The following is a 20046-nucleotide window of genomic DNA, read 5'->3' as shown; positions in this document are numbered from 1 at the left end:
CGGCCCTGTGGGGGCCGGCCGTCGACGTCTCAGAGGCTTGGCTCCGTCAGGCGTTGACGAGGTTCCGGTCCTCGGCGGCGGCCTGCATGGTCTTCTGCAGCTTTTCGAAGGCGCGAACCTCGATCTGGCGGACCCGCTCGCGGCTGACGCCATACTGGCCGGCCAGTTCCTCCAGGGTCGTCGGGTCGTCCTTCAGCCGGCGCTCAGTCAGGATGTGACGCTCGCGATCGGTCAGCTCGGCCATGGCCTCCTGCAGGAGGCCCATGCGCAGGCCGCGCTCCTCATTGTCGGCGACCACCGTCTCCTGGCTGGGGGCGGCGTCATCGGCCAGCCAGTCCTGCCATTCGCTCTCGGAATCCGAGCGCAGGGGCGCGTTCAGGGAGGCGTCCGGCCCCGACAGGCGCCGGTTCATGGAGATGACCTCCTCGTCCAGCACGCCCAGCTTGGTGGCGATCAGGCGGACCTGGTCGGGATGCATGTCGCCTTCCTCGAAGGCGCTGATCTGGCTCTTGGCCTTGCGCAGGTTGAAGAACAGCTTCTTCTGCGCCGCCGTGGTCCCCATCTTCACCAGCGACCAGGAGCGCAGGATGTATTCCTGGATCGAGGCGCGGATCCACCACATGGCGTAGGTGGCCAGACGGAAGCCCCGGTCAGGATCGAACTTCTTGACCGCCTGCATCAGGCCGACATTGCCCTCGGAGATCACCTCGCCGATGGGCAGGCCATAGCCGCGATAGCCCATGGCGATCTTGGCCACCAGGCGCAGGTGGCTGGTCACCAGACGATGGGCGGCCTCGGGGTCCTCGTGCTCCTGCCAGCGCTTGGCGAGCATGAACTCCTCGTCCTTGGCCAGCATCGGAAATTTGCGAATGTCGCTGAGATACCGGCTCAGGCCGCCTTCCGGCGACATGACGGCAAGCGTTTGCACGGCCATGACTATCCCCTCTGATTGTGTGGACTCGCCGGGCCGCCGCGCGGGTGCGCGCAGGTCCCTCCACCCCTCAAATCCTCAGATAGGTACTGGGCTCTCGGAGCGGAAGGCCGCCGGGGAGGGCGGTTGGAAAGTCCCACTTGTGAACTCAGGTATTAGTACGCGCCGATCTTGGCGTGAGCAAGGCGCCGACGCCTGCCGAAAAACTCAGAGGGCGCCCAGGAGAACTTGAAGCCTGGCCATGTCGGCGGGCAGGGGACTCTCAAAGCGCAGGGGCTCGCCGGTGATGGGGTGAACAAAACCAAGCACCGCTGCGTGCAGGGCCTGCCGGGTCAGACCGGCTTCGGCCATGGCGGCGCGCACCCCTGGGGCGGGGCTGCCGGAGCCATAGATCGCATCTCCCAGGCAGGGGGCGCCCTTGGACGCCATGTGGACGCGGATCTGATGGGTGCGGCCGGTCTCCAATCGGCACCGGACCCGGGCCGCGGTGGGGCGATCGCTGGGGCCGAACAGCTCGGTGGTCTCATAGTGGGTGATGGCCTCGCGGCCGCCGGTGCGCAGCACCGCCATCTTCTTGCGGTCATGGGCCGAGCGGCCCAGGCGCGACTGTACGACGCCCTTGCGCGGCTTGGGCGCCCCTCGGGTCAGGGCCACATAGGCCCGGTCGATGTCATGGCGAAAGAACAGGGCCGACAAGCCCTGGTGCGCGGCGTCGGTCTTGGCGCAGACCAGGACGCCGGAGGTGTCCTTGTCCAGCCGGTGGACGATGCCGGGCCGCGCCACCCCACCAATGCCCGACAGGCTTTCGCCGCAATGGTGCAACAGCGCGTTGACCACCGTCCCGTCCGGGGTTCCCGGCGCCGGGTGGACCGCCATGCCGGCCGCCTTGTCGATGACGATCAGGTGGCTGTCTTCGAACAGCACGGTGAGCCGCAGGTCCTGCGCCGCCGGCTCAGCGGAGATCACCGCCGGAACCAGGATTTCATAGGCGCCCGCCAGGGCTTTGGCCGACCCGTCGCGGACCGGCGACCCGTCGCGGGTGACCGCGCCGTCCGCCAGCAGCGACTGGATACGGGCCCGCGACAGCGCCGAAACCAGGGCCGCCAAGGTCTTGTCCAGCCGTCCGCCGGCCGCCTCGGGGGCGACTTGGACGATCAGCAGATCGCCATCCTCGTCCTCATCGACGGCGGCCTGGGCGGCGGCGGGGGGGTCAGAGACCATGCTTGCCGGCCGCGTCCTCTTCCTGACCCGTAATGGAACCCTCCTTGAACAGGTATTCCCGCAGCTGGCCGTCGAACTGCTCATCATTGCGGCGGATCCATTCCAGGACCATGGCCGCATGCTCCATTTCCTCCTTGGCGTTGTGCAGGAGGATGGCTTTCAGTTCGGGATCGTCGCAATCGTCGGCCCGCTGGCGGTACCAGTCCACCGCTTCGAGCTCTTCCATCAGCGAGGAGATCGCATAGTGGAGCTGGAGGGTCCTGGGGCTAAGCTTCTCCCGGGGGACGTGAAGGGTCTCGCTGGCCATGATCATCATGCTCCTGTCGCAGAAACGCCTTCTATTGCACGCGCACGATCACCGCGCGAGTTGGGGACAGTTGGAATGAACATCGATCGACGCCGGGCGCTGGCCCTTCTTGGCATCGGCGCCGCAGCGCCGCTTACCGCCCACGCCCAGAGCGCCTATTCGGGGGCGGTGGCCTTCGAGCACGGCGTAGCTTCTGGCGATCCCCTGGCCGACGCCGTCGTGTTGTGGACGCGGATCACGCCGAAAACCGACGGCGCAGGGCTGATCGCCTATGCCTGGCGCTTGAACCCGGTGGATCGCCGCGCCGGCGGCGCCAAGTCAGGCGCGGGCCTGACCGGCCCCGACCGGGACTTCACCGTCAAGGTGGATGTCACAGGACTGGACCCGGCCCGGGCCTACACCTTTGAATTCGAAGCCAATGGGGTCACCTCGCCCATGGGGCGCACCCGCACCCTGCCCACGGGGGAGGTCCGCGAACTGGTCTTCGCCGTGGCCTCGTGCTCACTCTACCCCTACGGCTATTTCAACGCCTATCAGGCGATCGCCGACCTGCCCAAGCTGGACGCCGTGGTCCACCTGGGCGACTACATCTATGAGTATGGCGGCCCCGGCTCCTATGGGATGAACTCTGCGGTGGCGGCCGAGCGGCCCCATATTCCCGACCGCGAGATCGTCAGTCTGGAGGACTACCGCCAGCGTCACGCCCAGTACAAGACCGATCCCCAGCTGCAGGCGGCCCATGCCCGCGCCCCCTGGATCGTCTCCTGGGACGACCACGAGACCGCCAACAACAGCTGGATGGGCGGCGCCCAGAACCATACGCCAGAGACCGAAGGCGACTGGAATGTGCGCAAGGCCAATGCGCTGAAGGCCTATTTCGAGTGGATGCCGATCCGCGACCCGGCGCCGGGCGGCAGCTTCGAAGCCATGAACCGCAGCTTCCAGTTTGGCGACCTGGCCAGCCTGATGATGCTGGAGACCCGGCTGACCGCCCGGGACGACCAGCTGGACTATGGCCGTGACCTGCCCGTGGTGGATGGCCAGCCCGACCTTGCCGCCTTCCGCCAGAAGCTGGCGGATCCCGCCCGCCGGATGATGAGCCCCGCTCAGGAAGACTGGCTGGCCAAGGAACTGGCCCAGTCGGTCCAGTCAGGCCGGACCTGGCAGATCCTGGGCAACCAGGTGGTCATGGCCCGGATGGATGTCCCCAGCCCGAGCAAGGTCCTCGGCGAAGAGGCCGTGGCCGCGGCCATCGCCGCCCAGCCCGAGGACATCGCCCGGCGCATCGAGCAGATGGAGCGTCTGGCCGCCATGGGTCTGCCCTATGGCATGGACATGTGGGACGGCTATCCCGCCGCCCGCGAGCGCCTCTATGACGCCGTCGAGGCCGCCGGGGCCCGGGCCATCGTCGTCTCCGGCGACAGTCACGCCTTCTGGGTCAATGAACTGCACGACGACGACGGCGTGCTGCGCGCCGTGGAGTTCGGCACCACCGGAATCACCAGCCCGGGGGCCGGCGACACGGTGAAGGATCTGCCGGTGGGCGAGCTTTACATCAAGGGCGCCAAGGAGGTGGTCCATAGCGACCACGACGCCAAGGGCTTTGTCCTGCTGACCCTGACGCCGGACATGGCCCGTGGGGATCTGATGACCGTCTCGTCCATCACCTCCCGGGACTATGAGACGCGCGTGCGCAAGGCCTATGCCGTCTCGCCCCTGGAGGGCGGCGTCTCGCCGCTCAAGCCGGTCGAAATCTGAGGATCAGGGTCGAGCGGCCTGGCTCAGTCGGGCCGCTCGACCAGCCTTCCATTCTCGACCACCCGATAGAAGCATGACCGGAAGCCCACATGGCAGGCGCCGCCGTCGCCCTGGGGCAGCACCTTGATCCAGACACAGTCCTGGTCGCAGTCGATCCGGGTCTCGACCACCTGCTGCACCTGGCCGCTGGTCTCGCCCTTGAGCCAGAGGGCCTTGCGCGATCGGCTGTAATAGTGGGCCTGTCCGGTGGAGAGCGTCAGGGCCAGGGCCTCGGCGTTCATCCAGGCGAACATCAGCACCTCGCCGGTCTCGGCATGGGTGGCGACCGCCGCAATCAGGCCGTTGGTGTCGAAGCGCGGGGCGATGACCTCGCCGCGCTCCAGGGCGTGGGTGTCGGAAGCGGTGGGAAATTGCACGGACATGGGCAAACTATAGCCCTCCTTCTCAGGCAGGGGGAGGCGCCGCAGCGCAGCTTGCGCCTTTCCAAGGGAGACGATTCGACATGAGCCTCAGCCGCCGCGCCCTCCTGTCCGCCGCTGTCCTGGCCGCGCCCGCGCCGGCCTTCGCCCAGTGGCCCTTCGGTCTTGGCCGGCGAGGGGGCCGGGCGCCACGGGCTGGCCGGGCCGACTATGCCGGTCCGCCCCTGCGCCAGCAGCTGGGCGACTGGCAGTTCGACCAGATCCGCACGGCGGTTTCTGCGCGCCTGCAGCCGGTGATCCGCGACGCCATCGAGGACCGGTTCATCCAGGGCGTGACCGCGACGCCCGGGGTCGAGGCGGCGACGGCGGCCCTGGCCGAGCCGGGCGGCGCCGTCTGGACTCAGAGCTGGACCCGCGACGGGACGGCGCCCGCGGCGCAGTTCGCCTGGGACGGGCTCGATCGCGCCTATGTCGCCACTGCGGCGGCGCAGATGGTGGAAGGCGGCGCCCTGACCCTGGACGCCGAGATCGCCCGATGGGCGCCGGACTTGCCCAACGCCGCCTGGATCACCCTGGAGGACCTGCTGGCCCATACCAGCGGCCTCCCCGACCTGACGGCGCCTGAGCCCCAGGCCGCCCTGTTCCAGCCCGGCGCGGCGATGCGCCTGTCGCCGGCCAATGACGCCCTGCTGGCCCAGGTCCTCACCGCCGCCGCCGACGCCCCCATGTCCGACCTGCTGGCCCAGAGGATCGCGACGCGGCGGGATCTGGGGGAGACAATTTTCACCGCCGGCGAGCCGGTCGCGGTGAACGCCTCGGCCCTGGACGTGGTGCGATTCTGGCGTGACCTGCTGGGGGACCGGCTGCACGGGGGCGAGATGACCCGGCGGCGGTTCTACCGGCTCCATCCCGTGGGCGAAGAGCTGGCCGACTATGTGGGTCTCGGGGTCCGGGTGCGCGATCTCGCCGCCGAGGCGGGCGCCCCAGCCGACACCTGGCTCTATGCTGGAGAGCCGAATGCAGCTTCGATCGTCGCCTATTCGATGACCACCCGCGCCACGGTCGCCGTCACCCTGAAGGGAAGCGGCGCGGCTGACGCCCTGGCCCGAAGCCTGCTCGACGTGGTGGTCGCCTAGCTCGCCGCCCGGTGAACCTGAAGGACCAGATCAAGGCCAGGGTCGAGGCCTTCGACGCCTGGGCCAGGCCCTGGACGCTTGGCGCGCCGTGGCGGGCCGGCGCCTATGAATTCCTGCTGTTTGGACTGAAGCAGGCCTGGGCCTGCCTGTTCGCCGGGACCATGCTGGCCCTGCTGGTGGCCACCAGTTTCTGGTGGCCGGACGGCGCGCCCCTGGCCCGCTACGACTTCCTGGTCATCGCAGCGGTGCTCCTGCAGGTCTTCCTGCTTGTCACAGGGCTGGAGCGGCCGAGGGAGGCCTTGGTCATCGCCATCTTCCACGGCGTCGGGACCGCGATGGAGCTTTTCAAGACCGCCCACGGCTCCTGGACCTATCCGGAGGAAAGCCTGCTGCGCATTGGCGAGGTGCCGCTGTTCTCAGGCTTCATGTACGCCTGCGTCGGCTCGTTCATGGCCCGGATCATCCGGCTGATGGATATCCGCTTCGCCAGCTATCCCCCGGTCTGGGCGCCCTGGATCCTGGCGGTGCTGGCCTATGCCAACTTCTTCAGCCACCACTATCTGCCCGACATCCGCTGGGGGCTGTTCGCCTTTTCCGTGGTGATCTTCGCCCGCACCTCGGTGGTCTACCGCCCAGACCTGAGGGACCGGCGCATGCCCCTGCTGGCCGCGGCGATCCTGACGGCCTTCTTCATCTGGATCGCCGAGAACCTGGGGACCTACGCCTCGGCCTGGGTCTATCCCGACCAGGCTGACGGCTGGACGCCGGTCAGCCTGGCCAAGATGGGGTCCTGGTACCTGCTGATGATGCTCAGCTTCGTCCTGGTGACCCTGGTCCATCCGCCGCGCCGGGCGGAGCGGGCCACCTAGCGCTTGTTGACGAAGTCCAGGAACCGCTGGCGCAGGCTGTTGTCGGTCTTGAATACGCCGGTGAACTGGGTGGTGATGGTGCTGACGTGGCGGTGGTGGACCCCGCGGGTGGTCATGCACTGGTGCTGGGCGTCGATCAGCACGGCCACGCCGGCCGGGCGCAGGCTGTCGGTGATGGCGTCGGCGATCTGCTGGGTCATGGTCTCCTGGGTCTGGAGACGCTTGGCGTAGATCTCCACAACCCGGGCCAGTTTGGAGATGCCGACGACGCGGTTGGTCGGCATGTAGGCCACATAGGCCTTGCCCAGGAAGGGCGCCATGTGGTGCTCGCAGTGGCTCTCCACCTCGATCTCGCGGAGCATGACGATGTCGTCATAGCCCTGCACATCCTCAAAGGTCCGCGACAGCTCCTTGGCCGGATCGGCGCCATAGCCCTCGAACCAGTCAGCATAGGCGTCCACCACCCGTTTGGGCGTGTCGATCACGCCCTCGCGGCGGGGATCGTCCCCGGCCCAGGCGATCAGGGTGCGAACAGCGGCCATGGCCTCTTCGCGGGTCGGGCGGGCGACGGGTTCCAGGTCGGCGCCGACGATGGTCCGTTCAGGGGTGATGGCGTCCATGGGATTGATTCGGGTCTTTCTGGTGCTGAGTTGCGCCGGAGCGAGGGCTCCGGAAATGACGCGTGCCGCCGAGGTACGGTCGGGAAGCTTGAGCAGATGCGCCCCCTGTCTTCCCGCCCGGCTGATCTGTATATGGTTCCCTAAACCGAGCGGGCAACCGTTCCGCAGCGTCAGTATGGTCGATGTCCCTGAATCTCTATGACACCATGGCCCGTGAAAAGCGGCCCTTCGTCCCCGTCGATCCCCAGCGGGTGACGATGTATGTCTGCGGACCGACGGTCTATAACTACGCCCATATCGGCAACGCCCGGCCGGTGGTGGTGTTCGACGTGCTGTTCCGTCTGCTGCGTCACATCTATGGCCGGGACGCCGTGCTTTATGCGGCCAACGTCACCGACGTGGACGACAAGATCAACGCCAAGGCCCAGGCCGAAGGCGTCGAGATCGACGTCATCACCCAGCGCTATCTCGACATCTATAATCGCGACATGGCGACGCTGGGGGCGCTTGCGCCCACCTTCCAGCCCCGCGCCACCCAGACCATGGACGCGATCATCGAGATGATCGGCCGTCTGGTGGACAAGGGGGCGGCCTATGCCGCCGAGGGCCATGTGCTGTTCAGCACGGAGGCCTATCCCGACTATGGCCAGCTCTCAGGCCGCGGCCTGGAGGATATGATCGCCGGCGCCCGGGTCGATGTGGCGCCCTATAAGCGCAACCCTGCTGACTTCGTCCTGTGGAAGCCGTCCAAACCGGGCGAGCCGGTGTGGGACAGCCCCTGGGGGCCTGGGCGTCCCGGCTGGCACATCGAGTGCTCGGCCATGATCGAGCAGACGCTCGGCCTGCCCATCGACATCCACGGGGGCGGCAACGACCTGATCTTCCCCCACCATGAGAACGAACTGGCCCAAGGAATCTGCGCCGCCCACGGCTGCGAGGCCGGGCACGGGGGCGACTATGCCCGCTACTGGATGCACAATGGCTTCCTGAACTTCGGTTCGGAAAAGATGTCCAAGAGCCTGGGCAATGTGGTCCTGGTCCATGACCTGGTGAAGGAGACGCCGGGCGAGGCGGTCCGCTGGGCCCTCTTGGTCGGCCACTATCGCGCGCCCCAGGAATGGTCAGGCGAACTGCTGGAACAGGCGCGCAAGTCCCTGGACCGGCTCTATGGCGCCCTGCGCCGCTCCGCCGACATCACCGCCAGCACCGACGCCCCAGCCCCACGCTTCCTGGCGGCCCTGGAGGACGACCTCAACACCGCCCAGGCCATGGCCGAGCTGTTCGCGCTGGCCTCGATCATCGAGACCGGCGACGAGGCGGCCCGCGCCCAGGCCAAGGGCGAACTGCTGGCCTCCGGCGCCCTGTTGGGCTTCCTGCAGGCCGATCCGGAATCCTGGTTTCAGGGCGGGGCTGACCCTGAACTGAAGGCCAGGGTCGAGGGGCTGATCGCTGATCGCATCGCCGCGCGCACCGCCAAGGATTGGCCACGGGCCGATGCTATCCGGGACGAATTGAACGCCCTCAATGTGGTGGTCATGGATTCCGCAGATGGCGCCACCTGGCGGCTGAAGGAGCCAACCTGATGCGCCGACCCCCCGTCTCTCTGGAGGACTGAGTCATGATGGGCATGAACCGCAACACCAACGCCCTGGCGACCAGCCAGCTATCGCCGTCCTTCATGCCGGGGTTCGGCTTTGGCAAGCGCAAGGGCGGCTCGGGACCAAGCGGGCTCAAACTCGAGCACCGCATCGGCGTCCAGGCTCCGCCCGAGACGCTTTGGGCGCTGATCACCGATCTCAACGCCTGGCCGGAGTGGAATCCCCTTTACCCCCGGGCCTCAGGGGTCCTGTCGATTGGCGCGCCCCTTGAGCTGACCCTGGCCCTGCCCGACCAGCCCCAGCGGCACATCGAGCCTGTGGTTCTGGACTGGGTGCCCAATGAACAGCTGCACTGGCGCACCAGCGTGGCCAGCGGGCTGGGCGTGGCCATCCGCTATATCGAGATCGATCAGGTGGCCGACCATGCCTGCATCGTCTCCAATGGCGAGCTGTATCAGGGCCTGTTGGGTCCGGCTGCGGCCAAGCGGGTTCAGCGGCCGTTGAAGAAGGGCTTCGCCGCCATGGGCGAGGCGCTGAAGGCGAAGGCGGAGGCCGCGTGGCGCAGGTCCCGCTGAATGCCTAGATCAGTCCCATGATCGACGATCTCTATTCGAGCAGGCTTCTGAAACTCGCGGCCAACATGCCCCGGGCCGGGCGTCTGGCGCAGCCGCACGGCACCTCGGAGAAGGTGGCCAAGCTGTGCGGCAGCCGGGTGGTGGTCGATGTGCGCCTCGAGCGCGACCAGGTGGTCGACTTCGCCCAGGACGTGAAGGCCTGTGCGCTGGGCCAGGCCGCCGCCGCCGTGCTGGGGACCCACGTGGTCGGCGCCAGTCTGGCGGAGATCGAGATGGCCCGGGACGCCTTCCGTGCTATGTTGAAGGATGGCGCAGACGCGCCGCTTGGACGTTTTTCGGATCTCGCCATGCTTGCGCCGGTGAAGGACTATCCCGCCCGCCACGCCTCCACGCTTCTGGCGTTCGAGGCGACGGTCGATGCTGTCCGTCAGGCCATGACGCGAACTAGCCCCGCCGGCGCGGCTTGATTTGACCGCCCCCGCAACGTAATCGCTGCGAGTATTCGCAAGCCTGCGGCCGGCATGACCCCCTATGAATCCTGCGTCAGAGGCGCTCATCGCGCCTACAAGCTGACGCTTTCCCCCTTGATCGGACGCCATTGCCGCTTTCTGCCGACCTGTTCGGACTATGCGGCTCAGGCGCTGATCGATCACGGCCCCTGGCGCGGCTCCTGGCTTGCGGCGCGGCGGCTGTGCCGATGCAACCCCTGGGGCGGTTCGGGCTATGATCCGCCGCCTCCGCCGCCGGGCCGCTCCGACGAGTCGCCGGCGCGCAAATGGACGTGTGACACATGATCGAGCTCGTTTTTCCCGACGGTTCAAAACGGCCCTTTGAGGTCGGCGTGACCGGCCGCCAGATCGCCGCGGGCATCTCCAAGTCCCTGGAGAAGAAGGCCGTGCTGGTGAAGCTGGACGGCCAGCTGCTGGACCTGGAACGGCCCCTGAACCATGGCGGCGCCTTCCAGATCCTGACGCGGGAGGACCCCGAGGTCCTGGAGACCATCCGCCATGACGCCGCCCACGTGCTGGCCGAGGCGGTTCAGGAGCTGTTCCCCGGCACCCAGGTGACCATCGGCCCGTCCATCGAGGACGGCTTCTATTACGACTTCGCCCGCGACGAGCCCTTCAGTCTCGATGACTTCGAAAAGATCGAGGCCAAGATGCGCGAGATCGTCGAGCGCGACGAGCCGATCCGCCGGGAGGTCTGGGACCGCAACCACGCGATCGAGCACTTCCGTGGGATAGGCGAGGCCTACAAGGCCGAGATCATCGAGGACCTGCCGGAATCCGAGGAGATCAGCGTCTATTGGCAGGGGGCCTGGAAGGACCTGTGTCTCGGCCCGCACCTGCCCTCGACCAAACATGTGGGGAAGGCCTTCAAGCTGACCAAGCTGGCCGGCGCCTACTGGCGGGGCGACCACCGCAACGCCCAGCTACAGCGGATCTACGGCACGGCCTGGGCCACCGAGGCCGATCTGGAAGCCTATATCCAACGGGTGGAAGAGGCCGAACGCCGCGACCACCGCAGGATCGGCAAGGCCATGGACCTCTTCCACATCCAGGAAGAGGGCAAGGGGATGGTCTTCTGGCACGCCAAGGGCTGGACCCTCTACCGCGCCGTCGAGGAGTACATACGCCGACGCCTGACCAAGGACGGCTATGAGGAGGTCAAGACGCCTCAGATCCTGGACCGCACCCTGTGGGAGGCCTCGGGTCACTGGGAGAAGTTCGGCGCCAACATGTTCGTCTGCGAGACCGCCGAAGGCGAGAGCCTGGCCGTCAAGCCGATGAACTGCCCCGGCCACGTGCAGATCTTCAATGTCGGCCAGAAGTCCTATCGCGACCTGCCCCTGCGTATGGCCGAGTTCGGCGCCTGCCATCGCTATGAGCCCTCCGGCGCCCTGCACGGCATCATGCGGGTGCGCGGCTTCACCCAGGACGACGCCCACATCTTCTGCCGTGAGGATCAGGTGGAGGAGGAGACCAAGCGGTTCGTCCGCCTGCTCAACTCCGCCTATGCCGACTTTGGCCTCGAACTGCACTCGGTGAAGCTCGCCCTGCGGCCCGACCTCAGGGCCGGCACCGACGAAATCTGGGACATCGCCGAGGCCAAGCTTGAGCGCGCCGCCCGGCAGGCGGTGAACATGGGGGTCGAGCACCTGCCCGGGGAAGGCGCCTTCTATGGCCCGAAGCTCGAATTCCACCTGCGCGACGCCATCGGCCGGACGTGGCAATGCGGCACCCTGCAACTGGACTTCGTCCTGCCTGAGCGCCTGGACGCCGAATATGTGGCCGAGGATGGCTCAAAGCAGCGCCCGGTGATGCTGCACCGGGCGATCGCCGGCTCGATGGAACGTTTCATCGGCATGCTGATTGAGAACTATGCCGGCGCCTTCCCCCTGTGGCTCGCGCCTGTGCAGGTGGTGGTGGCGACGATCACCTCGGACGCCGACGACTTCGCCCGGGCCGCCGCGGCGAGGCTGAAGGCGGCGGGCCTGCGGGTGGAGACCGACCTGAGGAATGAGAAGATCAACTACAAGATCCGCGAGCACAGCCTGACCAAGACCCCCGTCATCGCCGTCGTCGGTCGCCGCGAGGCCGAGGAGGGCAAGGTGGCTCTGCGACGCCTCGGATCTCAGGGACAGGAGATCCTGACCCTGGAGGAAGCCGTCTCAGCGCTTGCCTCCGAGGCGCTTCCGCCCGATGTTGAGCGCGAGGCTCGGGGCGAGGTGGATTCCGGGGGGTCCGCCGAGGCCATGGAGGCTGGATGAACGATATCGGCGCATCGTTTGTGGCGGTCGAGACCGCCCCGACGCCGCATGGAATCGCCGAGGATGCTCGCATCTCGGTGATCATGGTCGTGTACATGACAGGCGAGGCTCTGGACCAGAGCCTCGCCTGTGTGCTCGACGATCCGCAGGTGGACGAATTCATCGTCGTCGACAACGGCTCTGATCCCAGCGAGTCGGCCGTTCTGGACGCCTTCGCTGAGCGCCACGCACAGATGCGGCTGGTGCGCGGGCAGGGCAATGTGGGCTTCGCCCGCGGGGCCAATCTGGGCGCCAGGGCCGCCACCGGCGAGGTGCTCATCTTCCTCAATCCCGACGCCTTCCTGCAGCCCGGCGGCGCCCATGGCCTGGCCAGGGCGGTGATGGGCGCCGAGACCATGCGTCTGGTGGGGGGCCGCGTGCTGAACGCCGATGGCAGCGAGCAGCGCGGCGCCCGGCGCGGCGAGATCACCCCGGTGGCCGCCCTTCTGTCCCTCAGCGGCCTGACCCGGCGGGCGCCCGCCCTGCGACGTTTCGAGGTGCATTGGGAGAATGAGACGGCGCCGGCCGCTCTGTGCCCGGTTCCGACCATTTCCGGCGCCTTCTTCGCCATGCGCAGGACCGACTACGCCCGTCTTGGCGGGTTCGACGAAGGCTACTTCCTGCATGTGGAGGACATCGATCTCTGCTGGCGAGTGCGCGAGGCCGGCGGCGAGGTGATGTTCCATCCCAAGGCCGAGGTGATCCATCTGGGCCACACCAGCCGCGCCAGTCCCCTGCAGGTGGAGCTCTATAAGGGCCTGGGTCTCGCCCGCTATTTTCGCAAACGCGCCCGCGGGGCTGGGGAGGCGGCTGCGGCCTGGCTCCTTTGGCCCCTGGTGGTCGGCGCGGCGGTCATCCGCCCCCTGCTCTGGCGGCTCACCGGCCGGGCCGTCTAGGCTCTGGAGTCAGATCTTTGGAAATCCGCCGGCCCGGCTGACCGAGGCCGCCGGCGGCTTGCCCAGCAGGCCCGACACCCAGCGGGCGGTCTCGATCAGGGCGTCGAGATCATAGCCCGTCTCGAACCCGGCCCGCTCCAGCATGTAGACCAGATCCTCGGTGCCGATATTGCCCGTGGCCTCCGGGGCGAAGGGACAGCCGCCCAGGCCGCCGCAACTGGCGTCCAGCACATCGACCCCGGCCTCCACGGCGGCGAAGGCGTTGGCCAGGCCTGTGTTGCGCGTATCGTGGAAGTGAACCCGCAAGGCGGCGTCAGGCGCGGCGGCGCGCACGGCGGTGATCCGCTCACGCACGGTCCAGGGATCGGCGACGCCGATGGTGTCGGCCAGGGCGATCTCTGGAACCCCCAGGCTCGCGGCGGCTGCGGCCAGGGCCACCACCTGGTCGGTGCTGACCTCCCCGTCGAAGGGGCAGCCGAAGGCCACCGACAGGGTCACCGACAGAACCGGCCCGCCTTCGATCTGGCGGCGCTCAACAATGGCGGCCAAGGTGTCCATCTGCTCTGCGGTGGTGGCGCCCTGGTTGCGGATTCCGAAGCCGTCGGTGGCGCAGACCACCACATTGGCCTCGGCGCAGCCCGCCGCCACCGCCCGCTCCCAGCCGCGGGCGTTCAGCACAAGGCCGATGGGCGAGAACCCGGCCTCGGCGGGCAGGGCGGCCATGATCTCCTCGGCGCCCGCCATCTGCGGCACGCGCTTGGGATTGACGAAGGAGACGGTCTCGATCCGCCGGGCGCCGGCGGCCCGCAGGCGGGTGATGAAGTCGAGCTTCTGGTCGATCTCCAGCAGGACCTTCTCATTCTGCAGGCCATCCCGGGGCCCGACCTCGACGATCTGGATGGTGCGGCTCATGGCGGGGCCTCCGGGGCGGCGGGGGCTTGGGGCCGGGGCGCGTCATTGACATAGATCCGCAGCACGACCGGCCGCCCGTTGGAATAGTTCAAGCCGGTCACCTGACGCACCATGCGCACCCGCAGGCCGCGGTCGTCGAGGGCCTGGCGGAAGTCGGCCTCACTGGCGGCCTCCACGACGGCGGGGCGGAAGGTGGCGATGGCCTGGGCCGCGTCGGCCGGCGCGCCAAGCTTGGTCGGCGTGCCCAGGGCGAAGACCAGGCTCGGCTCAGCATATCCGGCGACGGCGACCGGGGAGGGCGCCATGCCCTGCCGCGGCAACAGCCGCTCGGACTCCAGGATCCGCGCCACCCTGGCTGAGGACCAGAGAGGCGCCAGACCCGGGGCGAGCCCCGCCGACAGGGCCCCGTGCCCCAGCACGGTCAGGGCCATGGCGGTGACGATGGCCCCCCGAGGGGCGCGGTTGACGAGCATGAAGGCGCCCAGCAGGCCCGCCGCCGCCAGCAGGCCTCCGGCGGCGGCCGCAGCGGTGACATCGGCGGCGGCGCCGAAATTGGACAACAGGGCGAAGCACAGCCCGGCCAGGATCAGGCCCGCCAAGGCGCCCAGGCCCGCCCCCGTCCAGCGGGCGATGCGCCCCAGGGGCGCCTGCAGGGCGGCTGCGGCCAGCCAGGCCAGGGCGCCATAGACTGGCAGGGTGTAGTGGACCAGCTTGGTCGGGGCGAGTTCGAACACGATCCAGGTGGGGATCAGCCAGCAGAGGGCGAACCGCACCCCCGGTTCGTGGCGCCGGGTCCAGGCCGCGATCAGGCCGGCGGGGATCAGCAGGGTCATCGGAAAGGCCAGCAGGCTCAGGCCCAGCAGGTGGTAGCCCGGGGGCGCCCCATGGGTCTCATGACCGCCGGCCAGCTTCGGGGCGAGATCGCTCATCAGGGCGGTGCTCCAGAACGCCCCGTCGGTGGCCACGGTCACCGCCCAGGCCCAGGGCCCCACCAGTCCGACCAGCAGAATCGGCCCCCATGTGAGGCCCAATCCCCCCAGCCAGTCGGCCCTTCGCTCCCAGACCACAAGGGCGATGATGGTGAGCAGCGCCACCATCAGGCCGACCGGTCCCTTGACCAGCAGGGCCAGGGACAGCCCGAGCCAGAACAGCAGGCGAGTCCGCCATCCCGCGGGCGGCCCGCCCCGGGCCGCGCCATAGATCCGCCCCAGGGCGGCCAGGGCCAGAACCACCGATCCGCAGAGCACCGCGTCGGTCTTGGCGATGAAGGCCTCGGTGGAGAGCAGCAGGCTCGAGCCCAGGAGCGCCCCGGCGATCAGCCCGCCGGGCGCGCCGAAGAAGGCCGCGGCGCCCCAGGCGCAGGCCGCTGCGGCCAGCATGGCGCCCAGCAGGGACGGCAGGCGATAGGCCCAGATCTCCCGGTCCTCCACCGCCGAGACCGCCGAGACGCTGGCGGCCTGCAGCCAGTGGATGCCCACCGGCTTCTTGAACCGCGGCTCGTCCTGATAGCGGATGACCACGAAGTCGCCGGTCTCCAGCATCTGGGCGGTGGCCTGGGCGAATCGCGATTCGTCGCGATCCAGCGGCGGCATGGCGAACACGCCGGGCAGGCCGGCGACCATGGCCAGCAGGGCGGCGAACAGCGGGCCGCGCCAGCCCTGGCTCGCCCATTGAAGACTGGACTGAAACGTCATGATTGCGGTGATAGCACGATCTGGCTCCGGCCAAGTTTTCCGCTATTGAGGGGAATGCACCCGAGTCCTGACATTTCCGTGGTCGTTCCCGTCTTCGACGAAGAAGGCGCCGCGCCCGCCCTGGCCCGGGAGATCGCCACGGCGTTCTCCGACCGAAATATTGAAATCATCTTCGTGGATGACGCCAGCCGTGACGCCACGGTCGCCGTCCTCTCCGACCTGAAGCGAGAGCTGCCGCAGCTGCGTCTGTTGCGGCACCAGCGCAATTCCGGCCAGAGCCGGGCCATCCGCACCGGCGTCATGGCCGCCCGCGCGCCGATCATCGTCACCCTGGACGGCGACGGTCAGAACGACCCTGCCGATGGCCCGGCCCTGGTGGACGCCCTGGCCGCGGCCGGGCCGCAGGTGGCCCTGGTGGGGGGGGAGCGGGTCAAACGGCAGGACAGCCGCGCCAAGAAGATCGCCTCGCGGCTGGGCAATGGCGTCCGCAAGCGCCTGCTGGGCGACACCGCCAACGACACCGGCTGCGGCCTGAAGGCCTTCCGGCGCCAGGCCTTCCTGGAGCTTCCCTATTTTGATCACATCCATCGCTACCTGCCGGCCCTGATGCTGCGGGAAGGCTATCAGGTGGCCTTCCTGCCGGTGGGGCACCGTCATCGCCAGACCGGCGCCTCGAAGTACACCAACCTTGGGCGGCTCTGGGCCTCGGCCTCGGACCTCCTGGGGGTCATGTGGCTGCAGAGCCGGTCGCGGCGGCCGCAAGGGGTGGACGAGATCTGAGAGCAGAGGCGGCGGGGCGCCCGCAGGGCGTGCAGGCGCTTTCCGCAGCTCGGCCTTGGGGGTTAAGATCGGTCCGGGCCGCCCGGCCCCCTGGGGGAAGAACCGTTGCGCAACTTCGCCGCATTTCCACTGCTGGCCCTGCCGGTGCTGGTCTACAACCTCGTCGCCCTGACCCTGGTGGGCGGGTTCTCGGCGGTGGACGCCGACGCCCGGATGACCGAGGCGCTGTTCACCATCCGCATGGCCTCCAATGTGGACTGGCCGGTGGCCCTGGGGGACCTGTTCCTGGCCGCGGCCCTGGTGGTGCTGTTCATCGAGCTGCTGAAATCCACCACCAGTCGTGGGGTGGCCATCGTCAATCACGCCCTGTCGATGATCCTGTTCATCGTCTGCCTGATCCAGTTTCTGCTGGCGCCGGCCTTCGCCACCTCGACCTTTTTCCTGATCACCCTGATGGTGCTGTTGGACGTCCTGGCGGGCTTCATCGTCACCATTGTCGCGGCCCGTCGCGACATCGACTTCACCGGCGGCGCCTGAAACCGGGTCGGCCTCAGGTCAGGGCGGTGAAGATCAGGGCGACCAGGGTGATGTCGAAAACGCGGGTGGCCAGGGCCATCATGAGACGCAACCTTGGAAAACGCACAAAGGGTTATCCCCGGTTAAGCAAGACCGGCGCCAAGTTCGGAGGGTCTGGGACCTGTGGCTCTGTTTTTTGATGCGGCATGGTTCGACGCCCAGTTGGCGCAGCGGGGCCTGACCCGCCGGGTCCTGGCCGCCGCCGCCGGCATGAGCGAGGCCGACCTGGCGCTGGCCTACAAGGACCAGCGGGAGCTGTCGGCGGACGAGGTGGGGGTTTTCGCCGAGCTGCTCGGGGTCAGCCCGGCCGAAATCGCCCGGCAGGCCGGCATTTCAACGCCCATTCCCGGCGCGGGGCCAGAGGCCCGGATCGCAGCCCTGGAGCGTCGGGTGGCGGCCCTGGAGGCCGAGCTGGCGCGGTTGAAAAGCTAGAGCGCGCAGTCCGACAGGCCGCTCATCGGATCAGCCGCGGGAGACCTAGATATCGGTGCGGGTCAGGCCGCCCTTGCGCGCCCGGCGGTCGGCCCGGCCGGAATATTCGGTCTGGGTATAGGCGCTGCGGGCGGCGTTCAGGGTCGGCGGACCACCGCGCAGGCCCCGCTTCTGCCCGCCCTCGCCGATGACATGGGCGGTGAAGACCGCTGGGCCGCCGGCGGTGATGGTCGGCGCGGGCTGGTCGGGCAGGGTCTGGGACACCGGAACCGGCAGGTTCGGATGCTCGTCGTGCCCGCTGGCCTGGGCCTGATCGGTCCGACGACGCAGGCGGCTCAGGCGAGCGACCCGACGGATGGGATCGACAGACGAGGTCAAGGGCGCGCTCCTTCTGGGACCAGGGCGGACCACCCTGGCGCCGCCATCCTTAAGGAACGCCCAAGGGGACTGAACTTTCCGAACCGCGGCGTCCGGTCTTGGTCGATCGGGCCTCCCAGCCTACTCCTTCGAGGCCAGCTTGTTGATCTGGGCCTGCATGGCGGCCAGCTGGTCCTGCAGGGCCTTCAGCGTATCGTCGGGCGCGGCGGACGGTTCGGCGGCGCCTTCGGGGCGCGGGATGTCGGCTTCGCCCTTGCCGGGCGGATAGGCGAAGGGGGTGAACATCTTCATCGCCCGGTCGAACATGGCCAGGTTCTGGCGGATCTGGTCGTCATAGGCGCCCAGCGGCGTGGCCTGGCCGATCTGGGTGAACTGGGTGCGCATCCGCTCGTGCTGCTGGGCGAAGGTGGCCAGCGACAGCTCCAGATAGCTCGGCAGGAAGGCCTCCATGGAGTTGCCATAGAAGCCGATCAGCTGGCGCAGGAACTGGATGGGCAAAAGGCTCTGCCCCTGGCTCTCTTCCTCGAAGATGATCTGGGTCAGGACCGTGCGGGTGATGTCGTCATTGGTCTTGGCGTCATAGACCACGAAATCGACGCCCTGCTTCACCATGTCGGCCAGGTGCTCGAGGGTGACGTAGGAGCTTGAGGCCGTGTTGTAGAGCCTGCGGTTCGCATATTTCTTGATGACGACGCGCTCGCCGCTCGACTTCTTGGCGCTGTCCTGGGTGTCGGCCATGGCGATCCTCAAACCTTTTTTGCGCCTCAGGCGGTCCCGAAGGCGGCATTTGCAGCGCAGTATCGCGGATGCGAGGGAAATCGCAAATCCAGCCCGCCTGCGCGGCCGGCCTTGCCCAAGCCCCTATTCATCCTGATAGATAGCCGGGTAACGCCAGGGAGAAGCGTCATATGACCGAAGTGGTGATCGTCGCGGCCGCACGTACGCCGGTGGGTTCGTTCAATGGAGCCCTCGCCAGTCTCCCGGCCCATGAGCTGGGCCGCGTGGCCATCTCGGCGGCGATCGCCCAGGCGGGACTGAAGCCCTCCGATATTGATGAGGTGATCCTCGGCCAGGTGCTGCAGGCCGGCGCCGGCCAGGGCCCGGCCCGACAGGCCTCGATGGCGGCGGGCATTCCGGCTGAGGCCCCGGCCTGGAGCCTCAACCAGCTGTGCGGCTCGGGCCTGCGCGCCGTGGCGCTGGCGGCCCAGCAGGTGGCCGAGGGCGCTTCAAAGATCGTCATCGCCGGCGGCCAGGAGAGCATGAGCCAGGCGCCGCACGCCGCCCATCTGCGCTCGGGCCAGAAGATGGGCGACCTGGCCTTTGTCGACACCATGATCAAGGATGGTCTGTGGGACGCCTTCCACGGCTATCACATGGGCCAGACCGCCGAGAACATCGCCGCCCGCTGGCAGATCACCCGGGCCGATCAGGACAATTTCGCCGTCGCCTCTCAGAACCGCGCCGAGGCCGCCCAGAAGGCCGGCAGGTTCACAGGCGAGATCGCGCCCGTGACCATCAAGGGCCGCAAGGGCGACACCATCGTCGACCAGGACGAATACATCCGCCACGGGGCCACGCTGGAAAGCGTCTCGGGCCTGCGCCCGGCCTTCAACAAGGAGGGCTCGGTCACCGCCGCCAACGCCTCGGGCCTCAATGACGGCGCCGCGGCCCTGGTGGTGATGAGCGCCGCCGAGGCCAAGGCCCGCGGCCTGAAGCCGCTGGCCCGCATCGCCTCCTGGGCCCATGCCGGCGTCGAGCCCGAGATCATGGGGACCGGACCGATCCCCGCCAGCCGCAAGGCCCTGGAAAAGGCCGGCTGGAGCGTCGCCGACCTCGACCTGGTGGAGTCCAACGAAGCCTTCGCCGCCCAGTCCATCTGTGTGGTGCGCGAACTGGGCCTCGACCCGGACAAGGTCAATGTGAATGGCGGCGCCATCGCCATCGGTCACCCGATCGGGGCGTCAGGCGCGCGCATCCTCACGACCCTGCTGCACGAAATGCAGCGCTCGGGCGCCGCCAAGGGTCTGGCGACCCTGTGTGTCGGCGGCGGCATGGGCGTGGCCATGTGTGTCGAAAAAGTCTGAGCCAGAAGGCGTTCAAGCTTTCGGCGACTATCCAAACAGGGAAGGAATCCT

22 protein-coding genes are annotated in these 20046 nt (G+C 68.2%); 13 read left to right on the top strand and 9 right to left on the bottom strand.

Annotation, left to right across the window (positions count from 1 at the left end; all coding sequences use genetic code 11):
• Positions 1 to 46: 46 nt before the first annotated feature.
• The 3 genes from rpoH to Q7V15_RS05005 all read right to left on the bottom strand — a co-directional run bounded on the left by rpoH (position 47) and on the right by Q7V15_RS05005 (position 2459).
• Positions 47 to 934 (bottom strand): RNA polymerase sigma factor RpoH, encoded by an 888-nt coding sequence (gene rpoH / locus Q7V15_RS05015; protein ID WP_304754290.1) that lies wholly within the window; start codon positions 932 to 934, stop codon positions 47 to 49.
• A gap of 204 nt (positions 935 to 1138) precedes the next feature.
• Positions 1139 to 2152 (bottom strand): RluA family pseudouridine synthase, encoded by a 1014-nt coding sequence (locus Q7V15_RS05010; RefSeq protein WP_304754288.1) that lies wholly within the window; start codon positions 2150 to 2152, stop codon positions 1139 to 1141.
• Positions 2142 to 2459 carry a ferritin gene (locus Q7V15_RS05005; protein WP_304754286.1) on the bottom strand — a complete coding sequence of 106 codons (318 nt, stop codon included), beginning with the start codon at positions 2457 to 2459 and terminating at the stop codon, positions 2142 to 2144. The genes Q7V15_RS05010 and Q7V15_RS05005 overlap by 11 nt, the downstream gene beginning before the upstream one ends.
• A gap of 75 nt (positions 2460 to 2534) precedes the next feature.
• Here Q7V15_RS05005 and Q7V15_RS05000 point away from each other — a divergent pair, with 75 nt between their 5' ends.
• Positions 2535 to 4217, top strand: a complete 1683-nt coding sequence (locus Q7V15_RS05000) for an alkaline phosphatase (protein ID WP_304754284.1) — start codon at positions 2535 to 2537, stop codon at positions 4215 to 4217.
• A gap of 23 nt (positions 4218 to 4240) precedes the next feature.
• Here Q7V15_RS05000 and hisI read toward each other — a convergent pair whose 3' ends face one another.
• Positions 4241 to 4639: a phosphoribosyl-AMP cyclohydrolase gene (hisI, locus tag Q7V15_RS04995; protein WP_304754282.1), complete on the bottom strand. Its 399-nt coding sequence runs from the start codon at positions 4637 to 4639 to the stop codon at positions 4241 to 4243.
• 80 nt (positions 4640 to 4719) lie between these two features.
• Here hisI and Q7V15_RS04990 point away from each other — a divergent pair, with 80 nt between their 5' ends.
• The gene (locus tag Q7V15_RS04990; RefSeq protein WP_304754280.1) at positions 4720 to 5772 is read left to right on the top strand and encodes a serine hydrolase domain-containing protein; all 1053 of its coding nucleotides are present in this window, start codon (positions 4720 to 4722) and stop codon (positions 5770 to 5772) included.
• Positions 5773 to 5783: 11 nt separating this feature from the next.
• Positions 5784 to 6641, top strand: coding sequence for a DUF817 domain-containing protein (locus Q7V15_RS04985; protein ID WP_304754279.1), 858 nt, complete (start codon positions 5784 to 5786; stop codon positions 6639 to 6641).
• Here Q7V15_RS04985 and folE read toward each other — a convergent pair.
• Positions 6638 to 7261, bottom strand: a complete 624-nt coding sequence (gene folE, locus Q7V15_RS04980; protein ID WP_304754277.1) for a GTP cyclohydrolase I FolE — start codon at positions 7259 to 7261, stop codon at positions 6638 to 6640. The two genes, Q7V15_RS04985 and folE, sit on opposite strands and share 4 nt — an antisense overlap.
• A gap of 182 nt (positions 7262 to 7443) precedes the next feature.
• Between folE and cysS the strand changes: the two genes are divergently transcribed.
• From cysS to Q7V15_RS04950, 6 genes are read left to right on the top strand one after another with little or no spacing between them, the layout of a single operon-like run.
• The gene (cysS, locus tag Q7V15_RS04975; protein WP_304754275.1) at positions 7444 to 8844 is read left to right on the top strand and encodes a cysteine--tRNA ligase; all 1401 of its coding nucleotides are present in this window, start codon (positions 7444 to 7446) and stop codon (positions 8842 to 8844) included.
• A gap of 35 nt (positions 8845 to 8879) precedes the next feature.
• Complete coding sequence (locus Q7V15_RS04970; protein WP_304754273.1) at positions 8880 to 9434, top strand: SRPBCC domain-containing protein; 555 nt, start codon at positions 8880 to 8882, stop codon at positions 9432 to 9434.
• Positions 9435 to 9451: 17 nt separating this feature from the next.
• Positions 9452 to 9901: an iron-sulfur cluster assembly scaffold protein gene (locus Q7V15_RS04965; protein ID WP_304754271.1), complete on the top strand. Its 450-nt coding sequence runs from the start codon at positions 9452 to 9454 to the stop codon at positions 9899 to 9901.
• A 54-nt stretch (positions 9902 to 9955) separates the two neighbouring features.
• Positions 9956 to 10228, top strand: a complete 273-nt coding sequence (gene yidD, locus Q7V15_RS04960; protein WP_304754269.1) for a membrane protein insertion efficiency factor YidD — start codon at positions 9956 to 9958, stop codon at positions 10226 to 10228.
• A complete protein-coding gene (thrS, locus tag Q7V15_RS04955) occupies positions 10225 to 12204 on the top strand; it encodes a threonine--tRNA ligase (RefSeq protein ID WP_304754267.1) in 1980 nt (659 codons plus the stop codon). Before yidD ends, thrS begins: the two co-directional genes overlap by 4 nt.
• Positions 12201 to 13139 (top strand): glycosyltransferase family 2 protein, encoded by a 939-nt coding sequence (locus tag Q7V15_RS04950; RefSeq protein WP_304754265.1) that lies wholly within the window; start codon positions 12201 to 12203, stop codon positions 13137 to 13139. The genes thrS and Q7V15_RS04950 overlap by 4 nt, the downstream gene beginning before the upstream one ends.
• A gap of 9 nt (positions 13140 to 13148) precedes the next feature.
• Here the strand turns inward: Q7V15_RS04950 and Q7V15_RS04945 are convergent, their stop codons facing one another.
• Positions 13149 to 14051: a hydroxymethylglutaryl-CoA lyase gene (locus tag Q7V15_RS04945; protein ID WP_304754264.1), complete on the bottom strand. Its 903-nt coding sequence runs from the start codon at positions 14049 to 14051 to the stop codon at positions 13149 to 13151.
• A complete protein-coding gene (locus Q7V15_RS04940) occupies positions 14048 to 15745 on the bottom strand; it encodes a glycosyltransferase family 39 protein (RefSeq protein ID WP_304754262.1) in 1698 nt (565 codons plus the stop codon). The genes Q7V15_RS04945 and Q7V15_RS04940 overlap by 4 nt, the downstream gene beginning before the upstream one ends.
• A gap of 54 nt (positions 15746 to 15799) precedes the next feature.
• Between Q7V15_RS04940 and Q7V15_RS04935 the strand changes: the two genes are divergently transcribed.
• The 3 genes from Q7V15_RS04935 (at position 15800) to Q7V15_RS04925 (ending at position 17533) form a co-directional block, all read left to right on the top strand.
• Positions 15800 to 16525 carry a glycosyltransferase family 2 protein gene (locus Q7V15_RS04935; protein ID WP_304754261.1) on the top strand — a complete coding sequence of 242 codons (726 nt, stop codon included), beginning with the start codon at positions 15800 to 15802 and terminating at the stop codon, positions 16523 to 16525.
• A gap of 105 nt (positions 16526 to 16630) precedes the next feature.
• The gene (locus tag Q7V15_RS04930) at positions 16631 to 17062 is read left to right on the top strand and encodes a hypothetical protein (protein WP_304754259.1); all 432 of its coding nucleotides are present in this window, start codon (positions 16631 to 16633) and stop codon (positions 17060 to 17062) included.
• A gap of 162 nt (positions 17063 to 17224) precedes the next feature.
• Entirely contained in the window at positions 17225 to 17533 is a 309-nt protein-coding gene (locus Q7V15_RS04925; protein ID WP_304754258.1) for a helix-turn-helix domain-containing protein, read from the top strand.
• Between the two features lie 45 nt (positions 17534 to 17578).
• Here Q7V15_RS04925 and Q7V15_RS04920 read toward each other — a convergent pair whose 3' ends face one another.
• Both Q7V15_RS04920 and phaR read right to left on the bottom strand, forming a co-directional pair.
• Positions 17579 to 17911, bottom strand: coding sequence for a hypothetical protein (locus Q7V15_RS04920; RefSeq protein ID WP_304754257.1), 333 nt, complete (start codon positions 17909 to 17911; stop codon positions 17579 to 17581).
• A 120-nt stretch (positions 17912 to 18031) separates the two neighbouring features.
• Positions 18032 to 18649 (bottom strand): polyhydroxyalkanoate synthesis repressor PhaR, encoded by a 618-nt coding sequence (gene phaR, locus Q7V15_RS04915; protein ID WP_304754255.1) that lies wholly within the window; start codon positions 18647 to 18649, stop codon positions 18032 to 18034.
• A 170-nt stretch (positions 18650 to 18819) separates the two neighbouring features.
• Between phaR and Q7V15_RS04910 the strand changes: the two genes are divergently transcribed.
• A complete protein-coding gene (locus tag Q7V15_RS04910) occupies positions 18820 to 19995 on the top strand; it encodes an acetyl-CoA C-acetyltransferase (protein ID WP_304754253.1) in 1176 nt (391 codons plus the stop codon).
• The last annotated feature ends 51 nt before the right edge of the window (positions 19996 to 20046 follow it).

The organism is Phenylobacterium sp., from assembly GCF_030651755.1.
Lineage (GTDB): Bacteria > Pseudomonadota > Alphaproteobacteria > Caulobacterales > Caulobacteraceae > Phenylobacterium.
The sequence above is the reverse complement of the archived record's forward strand: the minus strand, read 5'-3'. Positions and strand labels throughout refer to the sequence as shown.

Coding starts and splice junctions, on each gene's coding strand:
- rpoH (WP_304754290.1), bottom strand. CDS start 934: ATGGCCGTGCAAACGCTTGCCGTCATGTCGCCGGAAGGCGGCCTGAGC.
- Q7V15_RS05010 (WP_304754288.1), bottom strand. CDS start 2,152: ATGGTCTCTGACCCCCCCGCCGCCGCCCAGGCCGCCGTCGATGAGGAC.
- Q7V15_RS05005 (WP_304754286.1), bottom strand. CDS start 2,459: ATGGCCAGCGAGACCCTTCACGTCCCCCGGGAGAAGCTTAGCCCCAGG.
- Q7V15_RS05000 (WP_304754284.1), top strand. CDS start 2,535: ATGAACATCGATCGACGCCGGGCGCTGGCCCTTCTTGGCATCGGCGCC.
- hisI (WP_304754282.1), bottom strand. CDS start 4,639: ATGTCCGTGCAATTTCCCACCGCTTCCGACACCCACGCCCTGGAGCGC.
- Q7V15_RS04990 (WP_304754280.1), top strand. CDS start 4,720: ATGAGCCTCAGCCGCCGCGCCCTCCTGTCCGCCGCTGTCCTGGCCGCG.
- folE (WP_304754277.1), bottom strand. CDS start 7,261: ATGGACGCCATCACCCCTGAACGGACCATCGTCGGCGCCGACCTGGAA.
- cysS (WP_304754275.1), top strand. CDS start 7,444: ATGTCCCTGAATCTCTATGACACCATGGCCCGTGAAAAGCGGCCCTTC.
- Q7V15_RS04970 (WP_304754273.1), top strand. CDS start 8,880: ATGATGGGCATGAACCGCAACACCAACGCCCTGGCGACCAGCCAGCTA.
- Q7V15_RS04965 (WP_304754271.1), top strand. CDS start 9,452: ATGATCGACGATCTCTATTCGAGCAGGCTTCTGAAACTCGCGGCCAAC.
- yidD (WP_304754269.1), top strand. CDS start 9,956: ATGACCCCCTATGAATCCTGCGTCAGAGGCGCTCATCGCGCCTACAAG.
- thrS (WP_304754267.1), top strand. CDS start 10,225: ATGATCGAGCTCGTTTTTCCCGACGGTTCAAAACGGCCCTTTGAGGTC.
- Q7V15_RS04950 (WP_304754265.1), top strand. CDS start 12,201: ATGAACGATATCGGCGCATCGTTTGTGGCGGTCGAGACCGCCCCGACG.
- Q7V15_RS04945 (WP_304754264.1), bottom strand. CDS start 14,051: ATGAGCCGCACCATCCAGATCGTCGAGGTCGGGCCCCGGGATGGCCTG.
- Q7V15_RS04940 (WP_304754262.1), bottom strand. CDS start 15,745: ATGACGTTTCAGTCCAGTCTTCAATGGGCGAGCCAGGGCTGGCGCGGC.
- Q7V15_RS04935 (WP_304754261.1), top strand. CDS start 15,800: ATGCACCCGAGTCCTGACATTTCCGTGGTCGTTCCCGTCTTCGACGAA.
- phaR (WP_304754255.1), bottom strand. CDS start 18,649: ATGGCCGACACCCAGGACAGCGCCAAGAAGTCGAGCGGCGAGCGCGTC.
- Q7V15_RS04910 (WP_304754253.1), top strand. CDS start 18,820: ATGACCGAAGTGGTGATCGTCGCGGCCGCACGTACGCCGGTGGGTTCG.